The 17,886-nt window shown below is 36.9% G+C and carries 16 protein-coding genes; 13 read left to right on the top strand and 3 right to left on the bottom strand.

Translation table 11 applies throughout. From position 1 onward, the window contains the following. Positions 1-38: 38 nt before the first annotated feature. The 7 genes from ilvC to AMD00_RS02260 all read left to right on the top strand — a co-directional run bounded on the left by ilvC (position 39) and on the right by AMD00_RS02260 (position 7,104). The gene (ilvC, locus tag AMD00_RS02290) at positions 39-1,070 is read left to right on the top strand and encodes a ketol-acid reductoisomerase (RefSeq protein WP_053415479.1); all 1,032 of its coding nucleotides are present in this window, start codon (positions 39-41) and stop codon (positions 1,068-1,070) included. Further along, the gene (locus AMD00_RS02285; RefSeq protein WP_053415478.1) at positions 1,057-2,598 is read left to right on the top strand and encodes a 2-isopropylmalate synthase; all 1,542 of its coding nucleotides are present in this window, start codon (positions 1,057-1,059) and stop codon (positions 2,596-2,598) included. The genes ilvC and AMD00_RS02285 overlap by 14 nt, the downstream gene beginning before the upstream one ends. Before the next feature lie 21 nt (positions 2,599-2,619). Continuing rightward, positions 2,620-3,720: a 3-isopropylmalate dehydrogenase gene (gene leuB, locus AMD00_RS02280; protein ID WP_053415477.1), complete on the top strand. Its 1,101-nt coding sequence runs from the start codon at positions 2,620-2,622 to the stop codon at positions 3,718-3,720. A gap of 16 nt (positions 3,721-3,736) precedes the next feature. Continuing rightward, entirely contained in the window at positions 3,737-5,146 is a 1,410-nt protein-coding gene (leuC, locus tag AMD00_RS02275; protein WP_053415476.1) for a 3-isopropylmalate dehydratase large subunit, read from the top strand. A gap of 14 nt (positions 5,147-5,160) precedes the next feature. Beyond that, positions 5,161-5,748, top strand: coding sequence for a 3-isopropylmalate dehydratase small subunit (leuD, locus tag AMD00_RS02270; protein ID WP_053415475.1), 588 nt, complete (start codon positions 5,161-5,163; stop codon positions 5,746-5,748). Positions 5,749-5,862: 114 nt separating this feature from the next. Next, positions 5,863-6,399, top strand: a complete 537-nt coding sequence (locus AMD00_RS02265) for a GNAT family N-acetyltransferase (RefSeq protein ID WP_053415474.1) — start codon at positions 5,863-5,865, stop codon at positions 6,397-6,399. Between the two features lie 303 nt (positions 6,400-6,702). Continuing rightward, positions 6,703-7,104 (top strand): thiol-disulfide oxidoreductase DCC family protein, encoded by a 402-nt coding sequence (locus AMD00_RS02260; protein WP_053415473.1) that lies wholly within the window; start codon positions 6,703-6,705, stop codon positions 7,102-7,104. A gap of 52 nt (positions 7,105-7,156) precedes the next feature. Here the strand turns inward: AMD00_RS02260 and AMD00_RS02255 are convergent, their stop codons facing one another. Genes AMD00_RS02255 through AMD00_RS02245 form a run of 3 tightly spaced genes read right to left on the bottom strand, consistent with a single transcriptional unit; the run spans position 7,157 to position 8,412 of the window. Beyond that, a complete protein-coding gene (locus tag AMD00_RS02255) occupies positions 7,157-7,504 on the bottom strand; it encodes a DMT family transporter (protein WP_053415472.1) in 348 nt (115 codons plus the stop codon). A gap of 26 nt (positions 7,505-7,530) precedes the next feature. Then, entirely contained in the window at positions 7,531-7,860 is a 330-nt protein-coding gene (locus AMD00_RS02250) for a DMT family transporter (RefSeq protein ID WP_053415471.1), read from the bottom strand. A gap of 12 nt (positions 7,861-7,872) precedes the next feature. Further along, the gene (locus AMD00_RS02245; RefSeq protein WP_053415470.1) at positions 7,873-8,412 is read right to left on the bottom strand and encodes a TetR/AcrR family transcriptional regulator; all 540 of its coding nucleotides are present in this window, start codon (positions 8,410-8,412) and stop codon (positions 7,873-7,875) included. Between the two features lie 480 nt (positions 8,413-8,892). On the opposite strand from AMD00_RS02245, the gene AMD00_RS02240 reads away from it, so the two are divergent. The 6 genes from AMD00_RS02240 to AMD00_RS02215 all read left to right on the top strand — a co-directional run bounded on the left by AMD00_RS02240 (position 8,893) and on the right by AMD00_RS02215 (position 17,749). After that, on the top strand, positions 8,893-9,615 hold the full coding sequence (locus AMD00_RS02240; protein ID WP_053415469.1) for a FadR/GntR family transcriptional regulator: 723 nt from the start codon (positions 8,893-8,895) through the stop codon (positions 9,613-9,615). A gap of 139 nt (positions 9,616-9,754) precedes the next feature. Next, positions 9,755-10,471: a (Fe-S)-binding protein gene (locus tag AMD00_RS02235; protein WP_053415468.1), complete on the top strand. Its 717-nt coding sequence runs from the start codon at positions 9,755-9,757 to the stop codon at positions 10,469-10,471. Between the two features lie 11 nt (positions 10,472-10,482). Beyond that, complete coding sequence (locus AMD00_RS02230) at positions 10,483-11,913, top strand: LutB/LldF family L-lactate oxidation iron-sulfur protein (protein ID WP_053415467.1); 1,431 nt, start codon at positions 10,483-10,485, stop codon at positions 11,911-11,913. Further along, complete coding sequence (locus AMD00_RS02225) at positions 11,910-12,620, top strand: LutC/YkgG family protein (RefSeq protein ID WP_053415466.1); 711 nt, start codon at positions 11,910-11,912, stop codon at positions 12,618-12,620. The genes AMD00_RS02230 and AMD00_RS02225 overlap by 4 nt, the downstream gene beginning before the upstream one ends. Before the next feature lie 255 nt (positions 12,621-12,875). After that, complete coding sequence (gene acnA / locus AMD00_RS02220; RefSeq protein WP_053415465.1) at positions 12,876-15,581, top strand: aconitate hydratase AcnA; 2,706 nt, start codon at positions 12,876-12,878, stop codon at positions 15,579-15,581. A 158-nt stretch (positions 15,582-15,739) separates the two neighbouring features. Further along, the gene (locus AMD00_RS02215) at positions 15,740-17,749 is read left to right on the top strand and encodes a M14 family zinc carboxypeptidase (RefSeq protein ID WP_169786297.1); all 2,010 of its coding nucleotides are present in this window, start codon (positions 15,740-15,742) and stop codon (positions 17,747-17,749) included. Positions 17,750-17,886: the final 137 nt, after the last annotated feature.

Raw genomic sequence — 17,886 nt, 5'->3', positions numbered from 1 at the left:
TTCAAAAAAACTACTAAACCAATCAGGGGGAATTTAAAATGGCAAAAATGTACTATAACAACGATATCAACGAGGCAACTTTACAAGGTAAAAAAATTGCAGTAATCGGTTACGGTTCACAAGGTCATGCACACGCTCAAAACCTAAATGAATCAGGCTTCGACGTTACAGTTGGTATCCGTCCAGGGAAATCTTTCGATAAAGCTGAGCAAGATGGCTTAAAAGTTAAAACTGTAAAAGAAGCAGCTGCAGAAGCAGACGTTATCATGATCTTACTTCCAGATGAACGCCAAAAAGCTGTTTATGAAGAAGAAATCGCACCAGGATTACAAGCTGGAAATTCACTAGTATTTGCACATGGTTTCAATGTACACTTTGGCCAAATCGTTCCACCAGCTGATGTAGACGTATTTTTAGTAGCTCCTAAAGGCCCAGGACACTTAGTACGCCGCACATACGAAGCTGGCGCAGGAGTACCAGCATTATTCGGTATTTTCCAAGATGCAACTGGAAACGCAAAAGATTTAGCGCTAGCTTATGCAAAAGGTATCGGTGCAGCACGTGCTGGAGTAATCGAAACTACTTTCAAAGAAGAAACAGAAACAGATCTATTCGGAGAGCAAGCAGTTCTTTGTGGAGGTACAACAGCTCTAGTAAAAGCAGGTTTCGAAACTTTAGTAGAAGCAGGTTACCAACCAGAAATTGCTTACTTCGAATGTATGCATGAACTAAAACTTATCGTTGACTTGATGTATGAAGGCGGTCTAGCTAACATGCGCTACTCAATCTCAGATACAGCAGAATGGGGAGATTTCGTATCTGGTCCACGTGTAATTGATGCATCTGTAAAAGAACGCATGAAAGACGTTTTAACAGATATCCAAGAAGGTAAATTCGCAAAAGAATGGATTAACGAAAACGAAACAAACCGTCCTAAATACAATGCTATTAAAAAAGCAGAATCTGAGCACCAAATCGAAGTAGTTGGAGATAAACTTCGTGAAATGATGCCTTTCGTAAATAACGGTAAAAAGATTGAGAAAGAAGTGGTTCATAGTGCGCAAAATTGAAATTTTTGATACTACACTTCGTGATGGAGAGCAATCAGCGGGTATTAACCTAAATACCGCTGAGAAGCTTGAAATTGCGAAACAGCTAGAACGCTTTGGGGCATCTATTATTGAAGCAGGTTTTCCTGCTTCATCCCCTGGCGATTTCGAAGCTGTACAACGTATTGCAGGTACAGTTAAAAACTCAATCGTTACAGGTCTTGCAAGAGCAATTAAAAAGGATATTGATATTACTTGGGACGCTCTAAAAAAAGCGGAACAACCACATATTCATGTATTCCTTGCTACAAGTCCGATTCATATGCAATACAAACTTAATAAAACACCAGATCAAGTTGTAGAAGCAGCTGTAGAAGCTGTCAAATATGCAAAAAATACATTTCCACTAGTTCAATGGTCTGCAGAAGACGCTTTCCGTTCTGACCGTGATTTCCTAGTACGTATTATTAATGAAGTAATAAAAGCTGGTGCAACTACTATTAACATTCCAGATACAGTAGGTTATGCAAGCCCTGCCGAATATGGTGCACTATTTAAATATTTAAGAGAAAATGTCACAGGTAGTGACAAAGTAAACTTCTCCGCTCACTGTCATGATGATTTAGGCATGGCCGTTGCAAACTCAATCGCAGCAATTGAAAATGGCGCCAATCAAGTTGAAGGTACAATTAATGGAATCGGTGAACGTGCTGGGAATGCAGCATTAGAAGAAATAGCTGTTGCAATGCACATCCGTAAAGACATTTACGGAATCGAAACTGGCATTAACTTGCAAGAAATTAAACGTACGAGTCAACTCGTCAGTAAACTTACAGGTGTCGTTATTCAACCAAATAAAGCAATCGTAGGTAAGAATGCCTTCGCTCATGAATCAGGTATTCATCAAGACGGTATGTTAAAGAATCCTGAAACATATGAAATTATTACACCTGCTTTAATTGGAGAAAGTGCGGTTCCTCTCGTATTAGGTAAACACTCCGGAAGACACGCCTTCAAAGACCGTGCTGAAACGATGGGCTTTGACTTAAGCGACGATAAAATTAATCGCGCATTCGCGGAATTCAAAAAGTTAGCTGATCGAAAGAAGGAAATTACTGAAGAAGATTTATTAACTTTACTAACAGATCAACAAATTCAATATGAAGAAATACCAGTTTATGAACTAAAAAGCGTTCAAGTTCAATACGGTACTGAGAACATTCCAACTGCAACGGTGCAAGTAATTCAACCAGATGGTGAAGAAGTAACAGTAGCTTCAACTGGTTCGGGTTCTGTTGAAGCAATCTTCAATACTTTGGAATTACTTGTTAATTCTAAGGTCGAGATTTTAGACTACCGTGTAACTTCTGTAGGTAAGGGTCGTGATGCATTAGGAGAAGCGGTTGTAAACTTAACGTACAATGACCAAAAAGTTACTGGCCGTGATGCAGCTCAAGATGTCTTGGAAGCTTCGGCAAAAGCGTATTTAAATGCTATTAATAGACAGATAATTCAATCAGGTTTAAGAGCTAAAGAGTTAATTCGTTAATCATATAGAGGAGGAGTTTTTATGGAAAAGAAAATTACAGTACTACCGGGTGATGGCATTGGCCCCGAAGTTGTTGCTTCGGCAGTGTCAGTATTACAATCAGTCGGTAAAAGATATCATCATACATTCCACATCGCTTATGGTGCTATAGGTGGCTCAGCAATCGATCAACATAACGATCCGTTACCTCAAGAAACAATTGCTCTTTGCGAACAAAGTGATGCAATTCTACTTGGAGCAGTTGGGGGTCCTAAATGGGATCAAAACCCAGCTGAATTGCGACCAGAAAAAGGATTACTTCGCATTCGTAAGCATTTTGATTTATTCTCAAACTTACGTCCTGTGCAAGCAATTCCGTCACTATTGAAAGCTTCTCCTCTAAAAGAAGATATTGTGAAAGATGTTGATTTACTAATTGTTCGTGAATTAACTGGTGGTTTATATTTTGGCGAACCACGTCAACGTACAGAAAAAGCAGCTTTAGATACATTAGTGTACACACGATTTGAGATTGAACGTATCGTTGATAGTGCTTTCCAATTAGCGCGCGTACGTAGAGGGAAATTAACGTCTGTTGATAAAGCAAACGTTCTTGAATCTTCAAGACTATGGCGCCAAATTGTGGATGAAAAGAAGGCTGGTTATCCAGATGTTGAAGTAGAACATAGTTTAGTTGATTCTACTGCAATGAAATTAATAACGAACCCGGCAGCGTATGACGTTGTTGTAACGGAAAATATGTTTGGAGATATTCTAAGTGATGAAGCTTCAGTAATTACAGGTTCACTTGGTGTGTTACCTTCTGCTAGTATTCGTTCTGATAATTTTGGATTGTATGAGCCTGTCCACGGTTCAGCTCCAGAAATCGCAGGGTTAGGCATTGCGAACCCAGCTGCAACGATTTTATCTGTTGCGATGATGTTGAAATATTCATTTGGCTTAAATGAAGAAGCTGCTGAAATTGAACGTGCTGTAGCTGCAGTATTCGAAGATGGTTATTTCACAGGAGATCTTGCAACTCCAGGAAGTCGCGTATTAACAACAGCTGAGTGGACAGAAAAAGTCATCAATGAACTAGACACTAGCTTCGTTTCAGATAGCATTATGACATCATATATCTAAGAAAAGGTGATATTATATGGCGAAAAATATAATCGAAAAAGTATGGGATCAACATGTCGTATATCAAGAGGACGGGAAACCAGATTTGCTTTATATCGACTTGCATTTAATTCACGAAGTAACATCTCCACAAGCGTTTGAAGGGCTTCGTTTAAACAATCGTAAAGTACGTCGTCCTGACCTATGCTTTGCAACGATGGATCATAATGTACCGACAAAGAATTTAACGACGATTAATGACCCAATCGCTAAAAAACAAATTAACACATTAGCTGAAAACTGTGCAGAATTTGGCGTTAAATTAGCAGATATGGGACATCCGGATCAAGGGATTGTACACGTAATCGGTCCTCAACTTGGTTTAACACAACCAGGTAAAACTATCGTTTGTGGTGACTCACATACATCTACTCACGGTGCATTTGGTGCAATTGCATTTGGAATCGGTACAAGTGAAGTAGAACATGTATTATCAACTCAAACATTATGGCAAAACAAACCAAAAACGATGGAAATTCGTGTAAACGGTGAACTTGGCTTTGGCGTAACAGCAAAAGATATCATTTTAGCAATCATTGCGAAGTTTGGTATTGATGTAGGAACTGGTCATATCGTTGAATTTACGGGCGATGCAATTCATCAATTATCGATGGAAGAACGTATGACGATATGTAATATGTCAATTGAAGCAGGTGCAAAAGCGGGCTTAATCAGTCCGGATCAGATTACTGTTGATTATATTAAAGGTCGTGACTATGCTCCACAAGGCGATGCATTCGAGGAAGCAACTGAGTATTGGCTATCATTAGCTTCGGATTCTGATGCTACATATGATCGTGTTCTTGAAATCGATTCAAATGAAATCGAACCATTTGTCACTTGGGGTACAAATCCTTCAATGGGATCAGGGATATCAACTCACGTACCTTATGCAGCTGATTTCGAAGATGAATCAGATAAACAAGCACTTAAAAAAGCACTACAATATATGGATTTACAAGAGGGTACACCTTTAACTGATATTGCTATTCAACATGTATTCATTGGGTCATGTACGAATTCACGACTACATGATTTACGTTCTGCAGCAGCAGTTATTGAAGGTAAGAAAGTAAGTGAAAATGTAAAAGCAATTGTTGTTCCAGGTTCAGTGACAGTTAAGAAGCAAGCAGAGGAAGAGGGTTTAGATAAAATCTTCTTGGAGGCGGGCTTTGAATGGCGTGAATCAGGATGCAGTATGTGTCTTGCGATGAACGAGGATGTTGTTCCAGCTGGAGAAAGATGTGCTTCAACATCTAATCGTAACTTCGAAGGGCGCCAAGGTGCTGGTTCTCGTACACATCTTGTAAGCCCACAAATGGCAGCAGCTGCCGCAATCGCTGGACATTTCGTAGATGTTCGCGAAATTTTAAATGTACCTGTGTAATGGAGGCGTAGAGGATGGAACCAATTAATGTAGTGAATAGTGTACTAACACCACTTAACCGAAAAAATGTTGATACTGATCAAATTATTTCTAAAGAATTTTTAAAACGCATCGAACGTACAGGTTTTGGTCAATTTGTTTTTTACCACTGGCGCTTCGATCAAAATGATCAACCAATTGAAGATTTCGTTTTAAATCAACCACAATATCAAGGCTCTAAAATTTTAGTGGCGCATGAAAACTTTGGATGTGGATCATCACGTGAACATGCACCATGGGCGATTTTAGATTACGGATTCAATGTAGTTATCGCACCGAGTTTTGCGGATATTTTCCACAATAACTGTTTCAAAAACGGTATTTTACCTATTAAGTTAACGATTTCTGAAGTAGAAGAATTGCTTGCAACAGGCGAAACTTCACCACTTGAAACAGAAGTAAATTTAGAAGCTCAAACTGTAACAGCAAATGGTAAAGTATACAATTTTACGATTGATCCTTACTATAAACAAATGCTACTAAATGGCTGGGATGAGATTTCTTTAACATTCCAATATGATGAACAAATTACGAAATATGAAGCAACTCGCAAAGTGTTTTAAATAAGTATATAAACTACCTAGTGTCTAGTTTGGCATTAGGTAGTTTTTTGCAATTCTCGGTGACGTTAAATTGTTTGGTTTTTTTAGTTAATTTTTGAAAAGGGGTGTTTCATAATGTTTCCAACTTTAAAGACGGAACGTTTAATTTTGAGAGAACTAGTTGAAGATGATGCACAGGCTATATTAGATTGCTTCTCAAATGTTGATGTATTACGTTTTTATGGGCAAAATTCACTAACAAGTTTAGATCAGGTGAAACAAATTATCAGTAATTTTTCTAATAATTACGAGAAAAAAGCAGGCATCAAATGGGGAATTGAGCGAGAAGGTGTGGATGGAATTATTGGGACAATTGGATTCCAAGAGTGGTCCCATGAACATAAGAGAGCAGATATAAGCTACGCACTTTCTCCTGAACATTGGGGAAGTGGATATGCAACGGAAGTTGTTAAGAAAGTAATTACTTACGGTTTCGAAAATCTTGGCATAAAGCGTATTGGAGCGGTTGTTTTTGTGGAAAATACTTCTTCGAATAAGTTATTGGAGAAATTAGGCTTTGAAAAAGAAGGAGTTTTGAGAAATTATATGTATCAAGATGGTGTTCCACATAATACTAATATTTACTCTTTACTAAATGATAAATCCATCTAGTAAACTAAATGAGGCAGGAAATATAATTCAAGATCGTAATTTGAGAGCTTTTAAATGGGATAAGTGCACTGATATGAGAGTTATCTTGACCATATTGCCTGGGAAATCAGATATAACAGAAGTGAATTTTCTGAAAATAATTTAAAGTTATCAAGCGAATTGCTAAGATATAATCAATTCGCTTTTTATTTTTTGGGGTCGTAGAATTATTGTTGGATCATCTCAAATTCTAATCGTTTTTTGTTAATATGCCTTAGATATTGTACAATTAATAGTAATACATATAGAAATGAGGGGAGCGTAATGACCAGTCATCAAAATCCAATTCTCTTTTATGACGGTAGTTGCGGATTCTGTCAGTGGGCAGTACAGTTCGTCTTAAAACATGAACGGAATCATGATATTCTTTTTGCTCCTTTACAGGGTGAAACTGCAAAAAACACATTGTCACCAAATCTTACAGAGAGCCTCGATTCAGTTGTAGTGAAAAGTTCCAATGGCATAATGACTGAATCAGAGGCGGTATTTTTTCTACTTCCATATTTAAAAGCACCTTTTTCTTTGTTCGCTATTTTTAAATTACTTCCCTTGTTCGTACGAAATCCAGTATATCGTTTAGTAGCTCGCAATCGTCATAAGCTAATGAAAGCACCAGCTAGTTGTCATTTACCAAGTGTAGATGAACGCAAAAGATTATTACCGTAATTCGATTTATTTGGTATCACTTTAAATGGAATAAAGAAAAACCATCAAGCTTTTAACTTGATGGTTTTTCTACTTTTTCCGGACTATTTGAAGCATTTAATAAAACTACTCCTCCAATTATTAATACTATGCCAAGGAATGTCATGATGCTAAAAGGATCATCCCATAACAATACACCAATAACCGCTGTTATAGCAGTCCCTATTCCGGCCCAAATAGCGTAAGCTAAACTTAATGGAATGGTTTTAAGACATAGTGATAAGCAATAAAATGCTATCCCAAAACCAATTACTACACCAATAGAAGGGAGTATAATTGTAAAACCTTCTGATAATTTTAACATTGTTGTACCAAATATTTCGCTAATGATGGAAATACCTAAAGCTATATAACCTTTCATACTATTAACCCCCGATTATCTAATGATTAATGTACGCTACCACTTGAGAGTTTTAATACAACAACTCCACCGATGATGAGCACTAATCCTAATGCTTTTTTAAAATTAAAATTTTCTTTATACACGAGTACACCAACTAATGCGGTTAAGGCTGTACCTACCCCTGACCAAATTGCATAAGCTGTGCCTAGTGGAATGGTTTTAAGTGATAAAGATAAGCAGTAAAAAGCTGAAAACATTCCAATAACTACGCCAATAGAAGGGTACAGCTTTTTAAAACCGTTTGAAACTTTTAACATAGAACTACCAAATACTTCACTAATAATGGCTACTGCCAAAATGATATATGGATTCAAGATGAATACCCCCTACTTTGTCATGTTGATTAATTCTTGTATTACATTTTCACGCAATTTCTTATCTAATGGAGCTATATTAAATAGTTCTGAGTAGTAAAGCCCATCTATTGCTAATCGAATAATAGTTGCTGTTACTGGGTCGATCCTATCTTGCTCCACTTTATTTTGCATATACTGATAGCTTTGAGACATGTTTGTTAATAAATCTGGATTTAACATAGAAGAAGCAAGTAGTCCTACATTTAATTCAGCATTGTGATTCAAATCCTCTTTTGTTGCTTCAATTAAAGCGCGGCTCCATCTACCCTTATCTACCGAGTCATTCATAGCGTGCTCATTAAATAGTGAAGTGAAATCTTCGAAGATATATTGAGTTACTTCCAATAATAATGCTTCTTTATTTGGAAAGTGATACAATAAACCACCTTTACTAATCCCAGCTTGCTTTGCGACTGCATCTAAAGTTAGTGAGTTTATATCATTGTCCAAAATATAGTCTTTAGCAGATTTCAGAATATGTTTGCGCTTAATTGTTGCTTTTGATTCCATGTGTGAAACCTCACTTTCAACAAAACCGTCCAGACGGTCTTTTTTTGTGTTTTTATTGTACCGTCCAGACGGTTTTGTTGTCAATATATAAAGCTATGATTAATTGATAAAAGGAAGTTGTAGCATTTGAACATTTAATTTTGACTACATTTTTTCTAAAATAACTATGTTTTTTATACTATACAATTAAAAATAGTATATATATAAACCTCGTTAGTCTATATTATAACTACATCACTGCTCCTCAAATTTATCATTAACTCTTATATACTTCTACCACCAAATAAATAAGAAAGTTTATCACAACTTCGAAAGAAAACAATGCTATTCTGATTATTTTTAATAGAAATTTCTCCTATAACCTATAGCATAGACAACAAAGCAACTATATATAGTTTAAGATGATCCACAATAATTATTTAACATTAGTTATTAAAATAGTATTTCCAATGGTTATAATAGAATAGAGGTGATATACAATTGAACTATAAAAAGATTACCCGTAAAAAGATTTATGAAGAAGTTGCTGATATCTTATTAGAAATGATTAAAGATGGTCAATTGAAACCGGGAGACCAATTAGACTCTGTGCAAGAGTTAGCAATCAATTTTCAAGTCGGAAGATCAGCAATTCGTGAAGCACTAACTTCCTTAAGAGCAATGGGACTTATTGAAATGCGACAAGGGGAAGGGACATTCGTGAAAACATTCACGGCAGATAATCTAGCTTATCCCATACAAAGTGCAATGCTCATGACGAATAAAAACATTCAAGAGTTATTAGAAGTACGTCAAATTTTAGAGACAGGTATTGTCGCAAGTGCTACTCAAAAAAGAACAGCAGAAGATTTGGAAGTGATGCGTGTTCATTTAAAAGAAATGATCAATCACACAAAAAACACTGATCTAGGGGAGCGAGCTGACTTAGCCTTCCACTTAGCCATTGCAAAGTCTGCGGATAATGTACTACTTAGCACATTAATGCAACATGTGTCTGATTTAATGTCTGAATCTATGCGTGAAACACGCCGCATTTGTTTATATGATGAAAAACAAACATTAGATCTTTTAAACGAACAACATCATTTGATTTACAAACAAATCGAAGCACAAGATGCTGAGGGTGCTGCAAAGGCGATGAAGTCGCATTTGCAATTTGTAGAGTCAGTATTAGCGCAATATATTCAAGAGGAAAATGACTGAACTGTAGGTCATTCTTCTTTATTTAATTAACAGAAAAATTCGTATTTTCAATAAAAAGAATGGAAAAGAATTGTTTATTCCTGTATCATTAGTAAAAAACAAGTCATCAGATGACCATATCTTTGAGGGGGGTATGTACATGAAGGTAACACTATTTGTAACATGTCTTGTAGATATGTTCGAAACAAATGTGGGGAAAGCAACAGTGGAGTTATTGGAGCGGCTTGGTTGTGAAATTGATTTTCCTACAGCTCAAGTATGCTGTGGTCAACCATCTTACAATTCAGGGTATGTTGAGCATACAAAAGCAGCTATTAAAAAAATGATAGAAACATTTGAAGCAGCGGAGGTTGTTGTCACTCCATCAGGGTCGTGCGCAACAATGTTTCATGAATATCCGGGAATTTTAAAAGATGAACCAGGTTGGTCTGCACGTGCAAGATTATTGGCTGAAAAAACGTACGAACTGACAGATTTTATTGTCAATGTATTAAAGGTAGAAAATGTCGGTGCTAAGTTAACTGGAGTAGCAACTTATCATCCTTCATGCCATATGACACGCTTATTAGGAATTAAAGATGCACCATATACACTTTTATCGAACGTAGATGGACTAGAAATGAAACCCTTACCGTATGCGTATAATTGCTGTGGCTTCGGGGGGACGTTCTCTGTCAAAATGGGGAATATTTCGGAACAAATGGTTGATGAAAAAGTAGATGCGGCAATGTCTACAAATGCTCAAATTTTAGTAGCATCTGATGGCGGATGCATTATGAACATTGCAGGACGAATGCAACGTAGGCAGGTACCAGTGAAAGTAATGCATATTGCTGAAGTATTAAATTCACATTAAGGGGTGAGCATATGGCTGTAAAAATTACGGATGGAAATTTTAAAGACAAAGTAAAAGATAATTTACAAGATGACTTTATGCGCGGTGCGGTGTCTGGTGCACAGGATCGCCTTCGTTCTCGCCGATTAGAAAACGCTGAAGAACTTGGGAACTGGGAAGAATGGCGCTCTCACGGAGAAGAAATTCGCCAACATGTACTTGAAAATCTCGATTATTATTTACAAGAGCTTTCAGACAACGTCCAAAAGCTTGGTGGTCACGTTTTCTTTGCACAAACTGCTGATGACGCTAATCGTTATATTGAAGAAGTTGTTAAAAAGAAAGAAGCAAAAAAAATCGTCAAATCAAAATCAATGGTTACTGAAGAAATCGGCCTAAATGCAGTATTAGAAAAGGCTGGTTGTACTGTGATTGAGACAGATTTAGGGGAATACATTTTACAACTTGACGAACACGACCCGCCATCCCATATAGTCGCACCTGCATTACATAAAAATAAAGAACAGATTCGTAAGGTGTTCGAAGAGAAGATTAATTATAAAAAATCTAATGATCCAACAGAATTGGCAAGGCATGCACGGGAAACATTACGTAACGAATTTTTAACAGCGGATGTTGGAATTACAGGTTGTAACTTCGCTATTGCTGAATCTGGTTCGATTAGTTTAGTAACAAATGAAGGGAATGCTCGTTTAGCAACGACTGTGCCAAAAACGCAAATTACGGTTATGGGTATGGAGCGCATTGTACCTACGTTCGAAGAATTAGAAGTACTTGTCAGTTTGTTGACTCGAAGTGCTGTTGGGCAAAAACTAACGAGTTATATCACGGTATTATCAGGTCCACGCCGTGAAGGTGATGCTGATGGTCCTGAAGAATTCCATCTAGTCATCGTAGATAATGGTCGTTCAAACATTCTAGGTACAGAATTCCAATCAGTATTACAATGTATTCGTTGTGCAGCATGTATAAATGTATGTCCTGTATATCGGCATATTGGAGGTCATTCATATAACTCAATTTATCCAGGACCAATAGGAGCTGTATTGACTCCGTTACTTGCAGGATATGATGACTTTAAAGAATTACCTTACGCTTCTACATTATGTGGTGCTTGTACGGAAGCATGCCCAGTGAAGATTCCGTTGCATGAGTTACTTCACAAGCATCGACAAATAATAGTTGAAAAAGAAGGTAAAGCACCGATTTCTGAAGGTTTGATGATGAAAGCATTTGGTATTGGGGCAGCCTCTAATCCGCTATATACAACAGGAACGAAACTCGCAACAAAAGTTATGAAGCCTTTTATGAAAGACAAAGAATTTATATCTAAAGGACCGGGGCCATTAAAAGAATGGACGATGATTCGCGAATTCCCTGCACCAAAAAATGAACGTTTCCGCGACTGGTATAAAAACCGTGAAGGAGGAGACAAGAAATGATTCAACAGCGTGCACCATTTATAAAAAATATCGCAACAGCACTTGGTCGTGAAATGAATACAACAAAAAAGCCTGAACGACACTGGAAGTACAATCCGCAAGCAAAAACACTTGCTGATTTATCCCAAGATGAGCTAGTGCAAGTGTTTCAGAAACAATGTAACAATATTCATACAGACTATATTGAAACAACTGCAGAACAATTAAAAGAAGTGTTAGCAAATCGTGTAGATATGTATGGAGGTGGTCCTGTTTCTATCTGGCAAGATGAACGATTTGACACATTCGGTCTACGTAATCTACTGGAAGAAGAGTGGCCACAAGCAAGTGTTGAAGTGAATGAATGGACTGTAGAAAATGGAGATGACAATATTAAACTTGCAGAAAAAGCGAATGTGGGTATTACATTTAGTGATATAACACTTGCCGAGTCTGCAACAGTTGTTTTATTTTCAACAGGTGGTCAAGGGCGATCAGTCAGTTTACTTCCACAAACCTATATTGCAATTATTCCAAAAAGCACAATTGTTCCAAGGATGACGCAAGCAGCACAAATCATTTCTAAAAAAGTGCAAAATGGGGAAACAGTACCACCATGTATTAATTTCATTTCTGGACCAAGTAATTCGGCAGATATTGAGATGAATCTGGTAGTTGGTGTTCACGGACCAATAAAAGCAACTTATATAATAGTAGAAGATCGATAATTAAAAACATGCCTACAGTTACATTTGTAGACATGTTTTTAATTTCATAAAATTTGATGTATTCTGTATAGAGATGAAAAAACAACATTTTCGAGAGTACTTATGGCATTTAGAAAAAGGTCATAAATATAACTTATCACATACTATAATATTAATGTAATTTACTTATGTATCTAATTAGTATATTATTGTTGGTGGAGAAAAGAAGCTATTATAAAAGCCTTTTCATTAGTTAATTAGAGGGGGAACCAACCTATGGCAATCAAAAACTTGCATAACAGCCGTGCTTCATTCGAGGTAAATGGTAAACAGTATAACTTCTACCGTTTAGCTGCTATCGAAGAAGCTGGTATCGCAAAAGTATCACGCCTTCCTTATTCAATCAAAGTTTTATTAGAATCTGTTTTACGTCAATACGACGGCTATGTAATCAAAGAGGATCATGTTGATCAATTAGCAAAATGGGGCGCAGATGTAGACCCTAACGCTGAAGTTCCTTTCAAACCATCACGCGTAGTATTACAAGATTTCACTGGTGTACCAGTAGTTGTTGACTTAGCATCTCTACGTTCTGCTATGAAAGAAATGGGCGGAGACGCTAACGAAATTAACCCTGCAATTCCAGTTGACCTTGTAATTGATCACTCAGTACAAGTTGACAAATACGGTACTGCAACAGCTTTACAAGCTAACATGGACCTTGAATTCGAACGTAATGCTGAGCGTTACAACTTCTTAAAATGGGCTCAAACAGCTTATGACAACTTCCGTGCTGTACCTCCAGCAACTGGTATCGTTCACCAAGTTAACCTTGAGTACTTAGCTCCAGTTGTACACGTGAATGAAAATGCAGACGGAACTTTCGAAACATTCCCAGATTCAGTGGTTGGTACTGACTCACATACTACAATGATCAACGGTATCGGCGTACTTGGATGGGGTGTAGGTGGTATCGAAGCTGAAGCAGGTATGTTAGGTCAACCTTCATACTTCCCAGTTCCAGAAGTAATCGGTGTTAAATTAACAGGCGATCTTCCAAACGGAACTACAGCTACTGACTTAGCTCTTAAAGTAACTCAAGTACTACGTGCTAAAGGTGTAGTAAATAAATTTGTTGAGTTCTTCGGTCCTGGGATTCCTCAATTACCATTAGCTGACCGTGCAACAATTTCAAACATGGCTCCAGAATATGGTGCTACATGTGGTTACTTCGCAATTGATGAAGAATCGTTAAACTATATGCGTTTAACTGGTCGTGACGAAGAACACATCCAAGTTGTTGAAAAATACTTAAAAGAAAACAACATGTTCTTTGATCCTGAATTAGAACCAGTTTACACAGACGTTGTTGAAATTAACCTTGCTGAAATCGAACCTAACTTATCAGGTCCTAAACGTCCGCAAGATTTAATTCCACTTTCAAACATGAAAAAACGTTACCACGAAGTAGTAGTAGCTCCTTCTGGTGTACAAGGTTTTGGTTTAACTGAAAAAGAATTCGATAAAACTGCAACTGCTAAATTCGCTGAAGGCGATGTAGAAATTCCTGCAGGTGCTGTAGCAATCGCTGCAATCACTTCATGTACAAATACATCTAACCCTTACGTATTAATTGCTGCTGGTTTAGTAGCTAAAAAAGCTGTTGAAAAAGGTTTAACTGTTCCTAAATGGGTTAAAACTTCATTAGCACCAGGTTCAAAAGTTGTTACTGGATACTTAAACGATTCTGGTCTAACTTCTTACTTGGACGAAATCGGTTTCAACACTGTAGGTTACGGCTGTACTACATGTATCGGTAACTCAGGTCCATTACTTCCTGAAATCGAAGAAGCGATTACTTCAAATGATTTATTCGTAACTTCTGTACTTTCAGGTAACCGTAACTTCGAAGGTCGTGTACACCCACTAGTTAAAGCTAACTACCTAGCATCACCACCACTTGTTGTTGCTTATGCATTAGCTGGTACTGTAGACGTAGATCTTCAAAATGATTCATTCGGTAAAGACAAAGATGGCAACGATGTATTCTTCGCTGATATCTGGCCTTCAACTGAAGAAATCAACAATGTTCTTAACAAAGTTGTAACTCGTGATCTATTCCAAAAAGAATATGCTCGCGTATTCGACGAGAACGAAAAATGGAATGAAATTGAAACATCAACTGATTCTCTATACACATTTGATGAAAAATCAACTTACATTCAAAACCCACCATTCTTCCAAAACCTTGCACCAAAACCAGAAGACATTAAAGGACTTTCTGGCTTACGTGTACTTGCGAAGTTCGGTGACTCTATCACAACTGACCACATCTCTCCTGCAGGTGCGATCGGTAAAGATACACCAGCTGGTCAATACTTACGTGCTAACGGTGTAGAACCTCGTAACTTCAACTCTTACGGTTCTCGTCGTGGTAACCACGAAGTTATGATGCGCGGTACTTTCGCTAACATCCGTATCCGTAACCAAGTTGCTCCAGGTACAGAAGGTGGTTACACTACTTACTGGCCAACAGGCGAAGTTGAGTACATTTACGATGCAGCTATGAAATACGCTGAAAATGGCACTGGTTTAGCTGTACTTGCTGGAAAAGATTACGGTATGGGTTCTTCACGTGACTGGGCTGCGAAAGGTACTAACCTTTTAGGCGTTAAAACAGTTATCGCTGAATCTTACGAACGTATTCACCGTTCAAACCTAGTAATGATGGGTGTTCTTCCATTACAATATGTTGATGGACAAAACGCTGAATCTTTAGGCTTAACTGGTAAAGAAGAAATCTCAGTTAATATCGCTGAAGGTGTAAAACCTCAAGATATCTTAACTGTAACTGCTAAAGCTGAAGACGGTTCTGTTAAAGAATTCAAAGCTCTTGCACGTTTCGACTCAGAAGTAGAAGTAGACTACTACCGTAACGGTGGTATCCTACAAATGGTACTTCGTAACAAATTAACAAAATAAGTTAGGTTTGATTCTTTAAGAATATTCCTTACTTGTATACATGTGTAGCGTATCTTATTAGTATGCTACACATGTATTTTTCTGTTTTTATATGGAAGATAAAGGGTTTTTTGAGTCAAATTGAGAAAAAAATAGTAGAGGTGTACCAATTGGAATTTATGAAAAAGAAAAGTCTTCAACTTTTAGGGACTTCACTTGCCTTCATTCTTGCTCTTAATGTGCCGTTTGCATACTTAAATACAGTTCATGCAGCACCATCAGAGCAACAACAAGAGGACAATGAGGAAGCTGAAATAGATGAGACGGTTGTACCACAAGAAGTAATTACAATAGAAGAAACTTCGGATAAATATGAACCCGAAATACAAGAAAAACAAACATCTGTAGAAACTCCAAAAAAAACTGAAACATCCGAAGAAGAAACGATTGTAGAATCACCAGAGGTTATATATACATATGTAACAGTGAATGCAGGCAGTTTATTATTCGAACCAAATAAAACTACAAAAGCTCTGTTACAATTAACTGATGCATCAACTATTTACCATGTGAATCGTACAGATAACGATAATTGGTATGAATTATCAATTGGTCAAAGTACATATTGGGTTGCTCGTGAAAACCTAAGTGAAGCAAACATAGAAATTGTTGTTCCTGAAGTGAAAAAGACAGTTAGTATTACAACTAAAAAATCCTTCAAAATCTATAACAATCCAAGCACAACTTCGACAGTATTAGCGAAAGGCTCACAAGCAACAAAGTTAAAAACAATCAATATTGTCGACAATTACTTCGTTGTAAACGTAGGAAATCAAACAGGTTATATCGCATTTAAAGATGTCGAATTATTGTTTAAATCGTCAGATAAAGTCGAAATTGCAAACAAATCAGTGACACTATATACAGTCGTAAATAGTAAGTTCAAAAAAATCGGTACATTAACAAAAGGTGCAATTTTTAAACCGACAAAAACAACTAGTAAGTACCATTACATTAAGAAAAGTGGCAAACAATATGCCGTTCCAATTACTGGTACTATGCCTACTAAGAAAGCAAACTCTTTAGCCACGCTTAAATCAGCGATTTATCCAATCACTTTGTATGCAGAAAAAACCTCAGCTGTGTATGATCAAAATGGTATCAAAATCGGTTCTTTAAACAAAGGACAAACTGTACATTTAAAAGGTATATCTAAAGGTCACGGTATAATTGAATATTTAGGCCAATCTGGGTATGTCGATTTAGCTAATTATTATCACAAAAACCTCGTTAATCCGACAAAAAGCGTCACTTATAAGGCATACTCGTACTATGTGAAAGTTTTCGCTAAATTGTATCCTGAATTTACATCCTTAGAGAAAATTGGTGAATCTGTAGAGGGAAGAGCAATTTATGCATTAAGAGTAGGGAATGGTAAGAAAGAAATCTTAGTAGACGCAGCCATTCATGCTCGTGAACATATGACTACAAATGTAGTAATGGAAATGATAGATAACTACTCTTATAGCTACAACAAAAAGACAAGCTTTGCAGGTTATAATGTGCGTCAAACCCTTGATACAACAAGCATTTGGTTTGTACCTATGATTAATCCGGACGGTGTGACATTAGTACAAAATGGTATAAATAGTATGGCAAATAAGAATCTGATTAAGCAGATTAATAAAAGCTCAAATTACAAACGTTGGAAAGCTAATGCTCGTGGTGTCGATTTAAATCGAAATTTCGATGGTGAATGGAAATATGTACCTTTTACTTCAAAAACCTATAAAGGATACAAAGGTCCGCGTGTATTCTCAGAACCTGAAGCGCAAGCACTAAAAGCTTTTGTCGAACGTCACAAATTTAAGTCTGATATTTCATATCACTCATCTGGTCAAATTCTATATTGGTTTAACTTCCAAAACAGCGCTAACTATAAGCGTGATTTAGCGTTAACACGTCAAATTAGTCGTGTAACTGGGTATTCAATCATCCCACCTCTTTATGTTCGAGGTAGTGGATCTTCTGCTGATTGGTTTATCATGTCACAGAAAAAACCTGGTATTACTGTTGAAATTGCACCATATGCAGGTGAAGGTCCAGTATCCCATAAACATTGGAATAATGTATGGAATAAAAACAAATCAATTGGTTTGTTAGCATCAAAAGAAGCCAGTAAACGATAACAAAAAGGCGAAGCTAATGGCTTCGTCTTTTTGTTATAGAAGGATATAAAATTAATAGTTTGATGTCGAATTATGCTATATATAAGGCTTTTGTGAGTAATTTCAGCTAGACTTCTGTATAATAGAGTTATGAGGTG

The organism is Viridibacillus arvi (assembly GCF_001274945.1).
Classification (GTDB): Bacteria; Bacillota; Bacilli; order Bacillales_A; family Planococcaceae; genus Viridibacillus; species Viridibacillus arvi.
This window is presented reverse-complemented; position numbering and strand designations above follow the sequence as displayed.

Bases quoted from the DNA above. Each gene is read 5' to 3' on its own strand.
- leuD (WP_053415475.1), top strand. From the start codon at position 5,161: ATGGAACCAATTAATGTAGTGAATAGTGTACTAACACCACTTAACCGA.
- AMD00_RS02255 (WP_053415472.1), bottom strand. From the start codon at position 7,504: ATGAAAGGTTATATAGCTTTAGGTATTTCCATCATTAGCGAAATATTT.
- AMD00_RS02215 (WP_169786297.1), top strand. From the start codon at position 15,740: ATGAAAAAGAAAAGTCTTCAACTTTTAGGGACTTCACTTGCCTTCATT.
- leuB (WP_053415477.1), top strand. From the start codon at position 2,620: ATGGAAAAGAAAATTACAGTACTACCGGGTGATGGCATTGGCCCCGAA.
- AMD00_RS02225 (WP_053415466.1), top strand. From the start codon at position 11,910: ATGATTCAACAGCGTGCACCATTTATAAAAAATATCGCAACAGCACTT.
- acnA (WP_053415465.1), top strand. From the start codon at position 12,876: ATGGCAATCAAAAACTTGCATAACAGCCGTGCTTCATTCGAGGTAAAT.
- AMD00_RS02260 (WP_053415473.1), top strand. From the start codon at position 6,703: ATGACCAGTCATCAAAATCCAATTCTCTTTTATGACGGTAGTTGCGGA.
- AMD00_RS02265 (WP_053415474.1), top strand. From the start codon at position 5,863: ATGTTTCCAACTTTAAAGACGGAACGTTTAATTTTGAGAGAACTAGTT.
- AMD00_RS02245 (WP_053415470.1), bottom strand. From the start codon at position 8,412: ATGGAATCAAAAGCAACAATTAAGCGCAAACATATTCTGAAATCTGCT.
- leuC (WP_053415476.1), top strand. From the start codon at position 3,737: ATGGCGAAAAATATAATCGAAAAAGTATGGGATCAACATGTCGTATAT.
- AMD00_RS02230 (WP_053415467.1), top strand. From the start codon at position 10,483: ATGGCTGTAAAAATTACGGATGGAAATTTTAAAGACAAAGTAAAAGAT.
- ilvC (WP_053415479.1), top strand. From the start codon at position 39: ATGGCAAAAATGTACTATAACAACGATATCAACGAGGCAACTTTACAA.
- AMD00_RS02235 (WP_053415468.1), top strand. From the start codon at position 9,755: ATGAAGGTAACACTATTTGTAACATGTCTTGTAGATATGTTCGAAACA.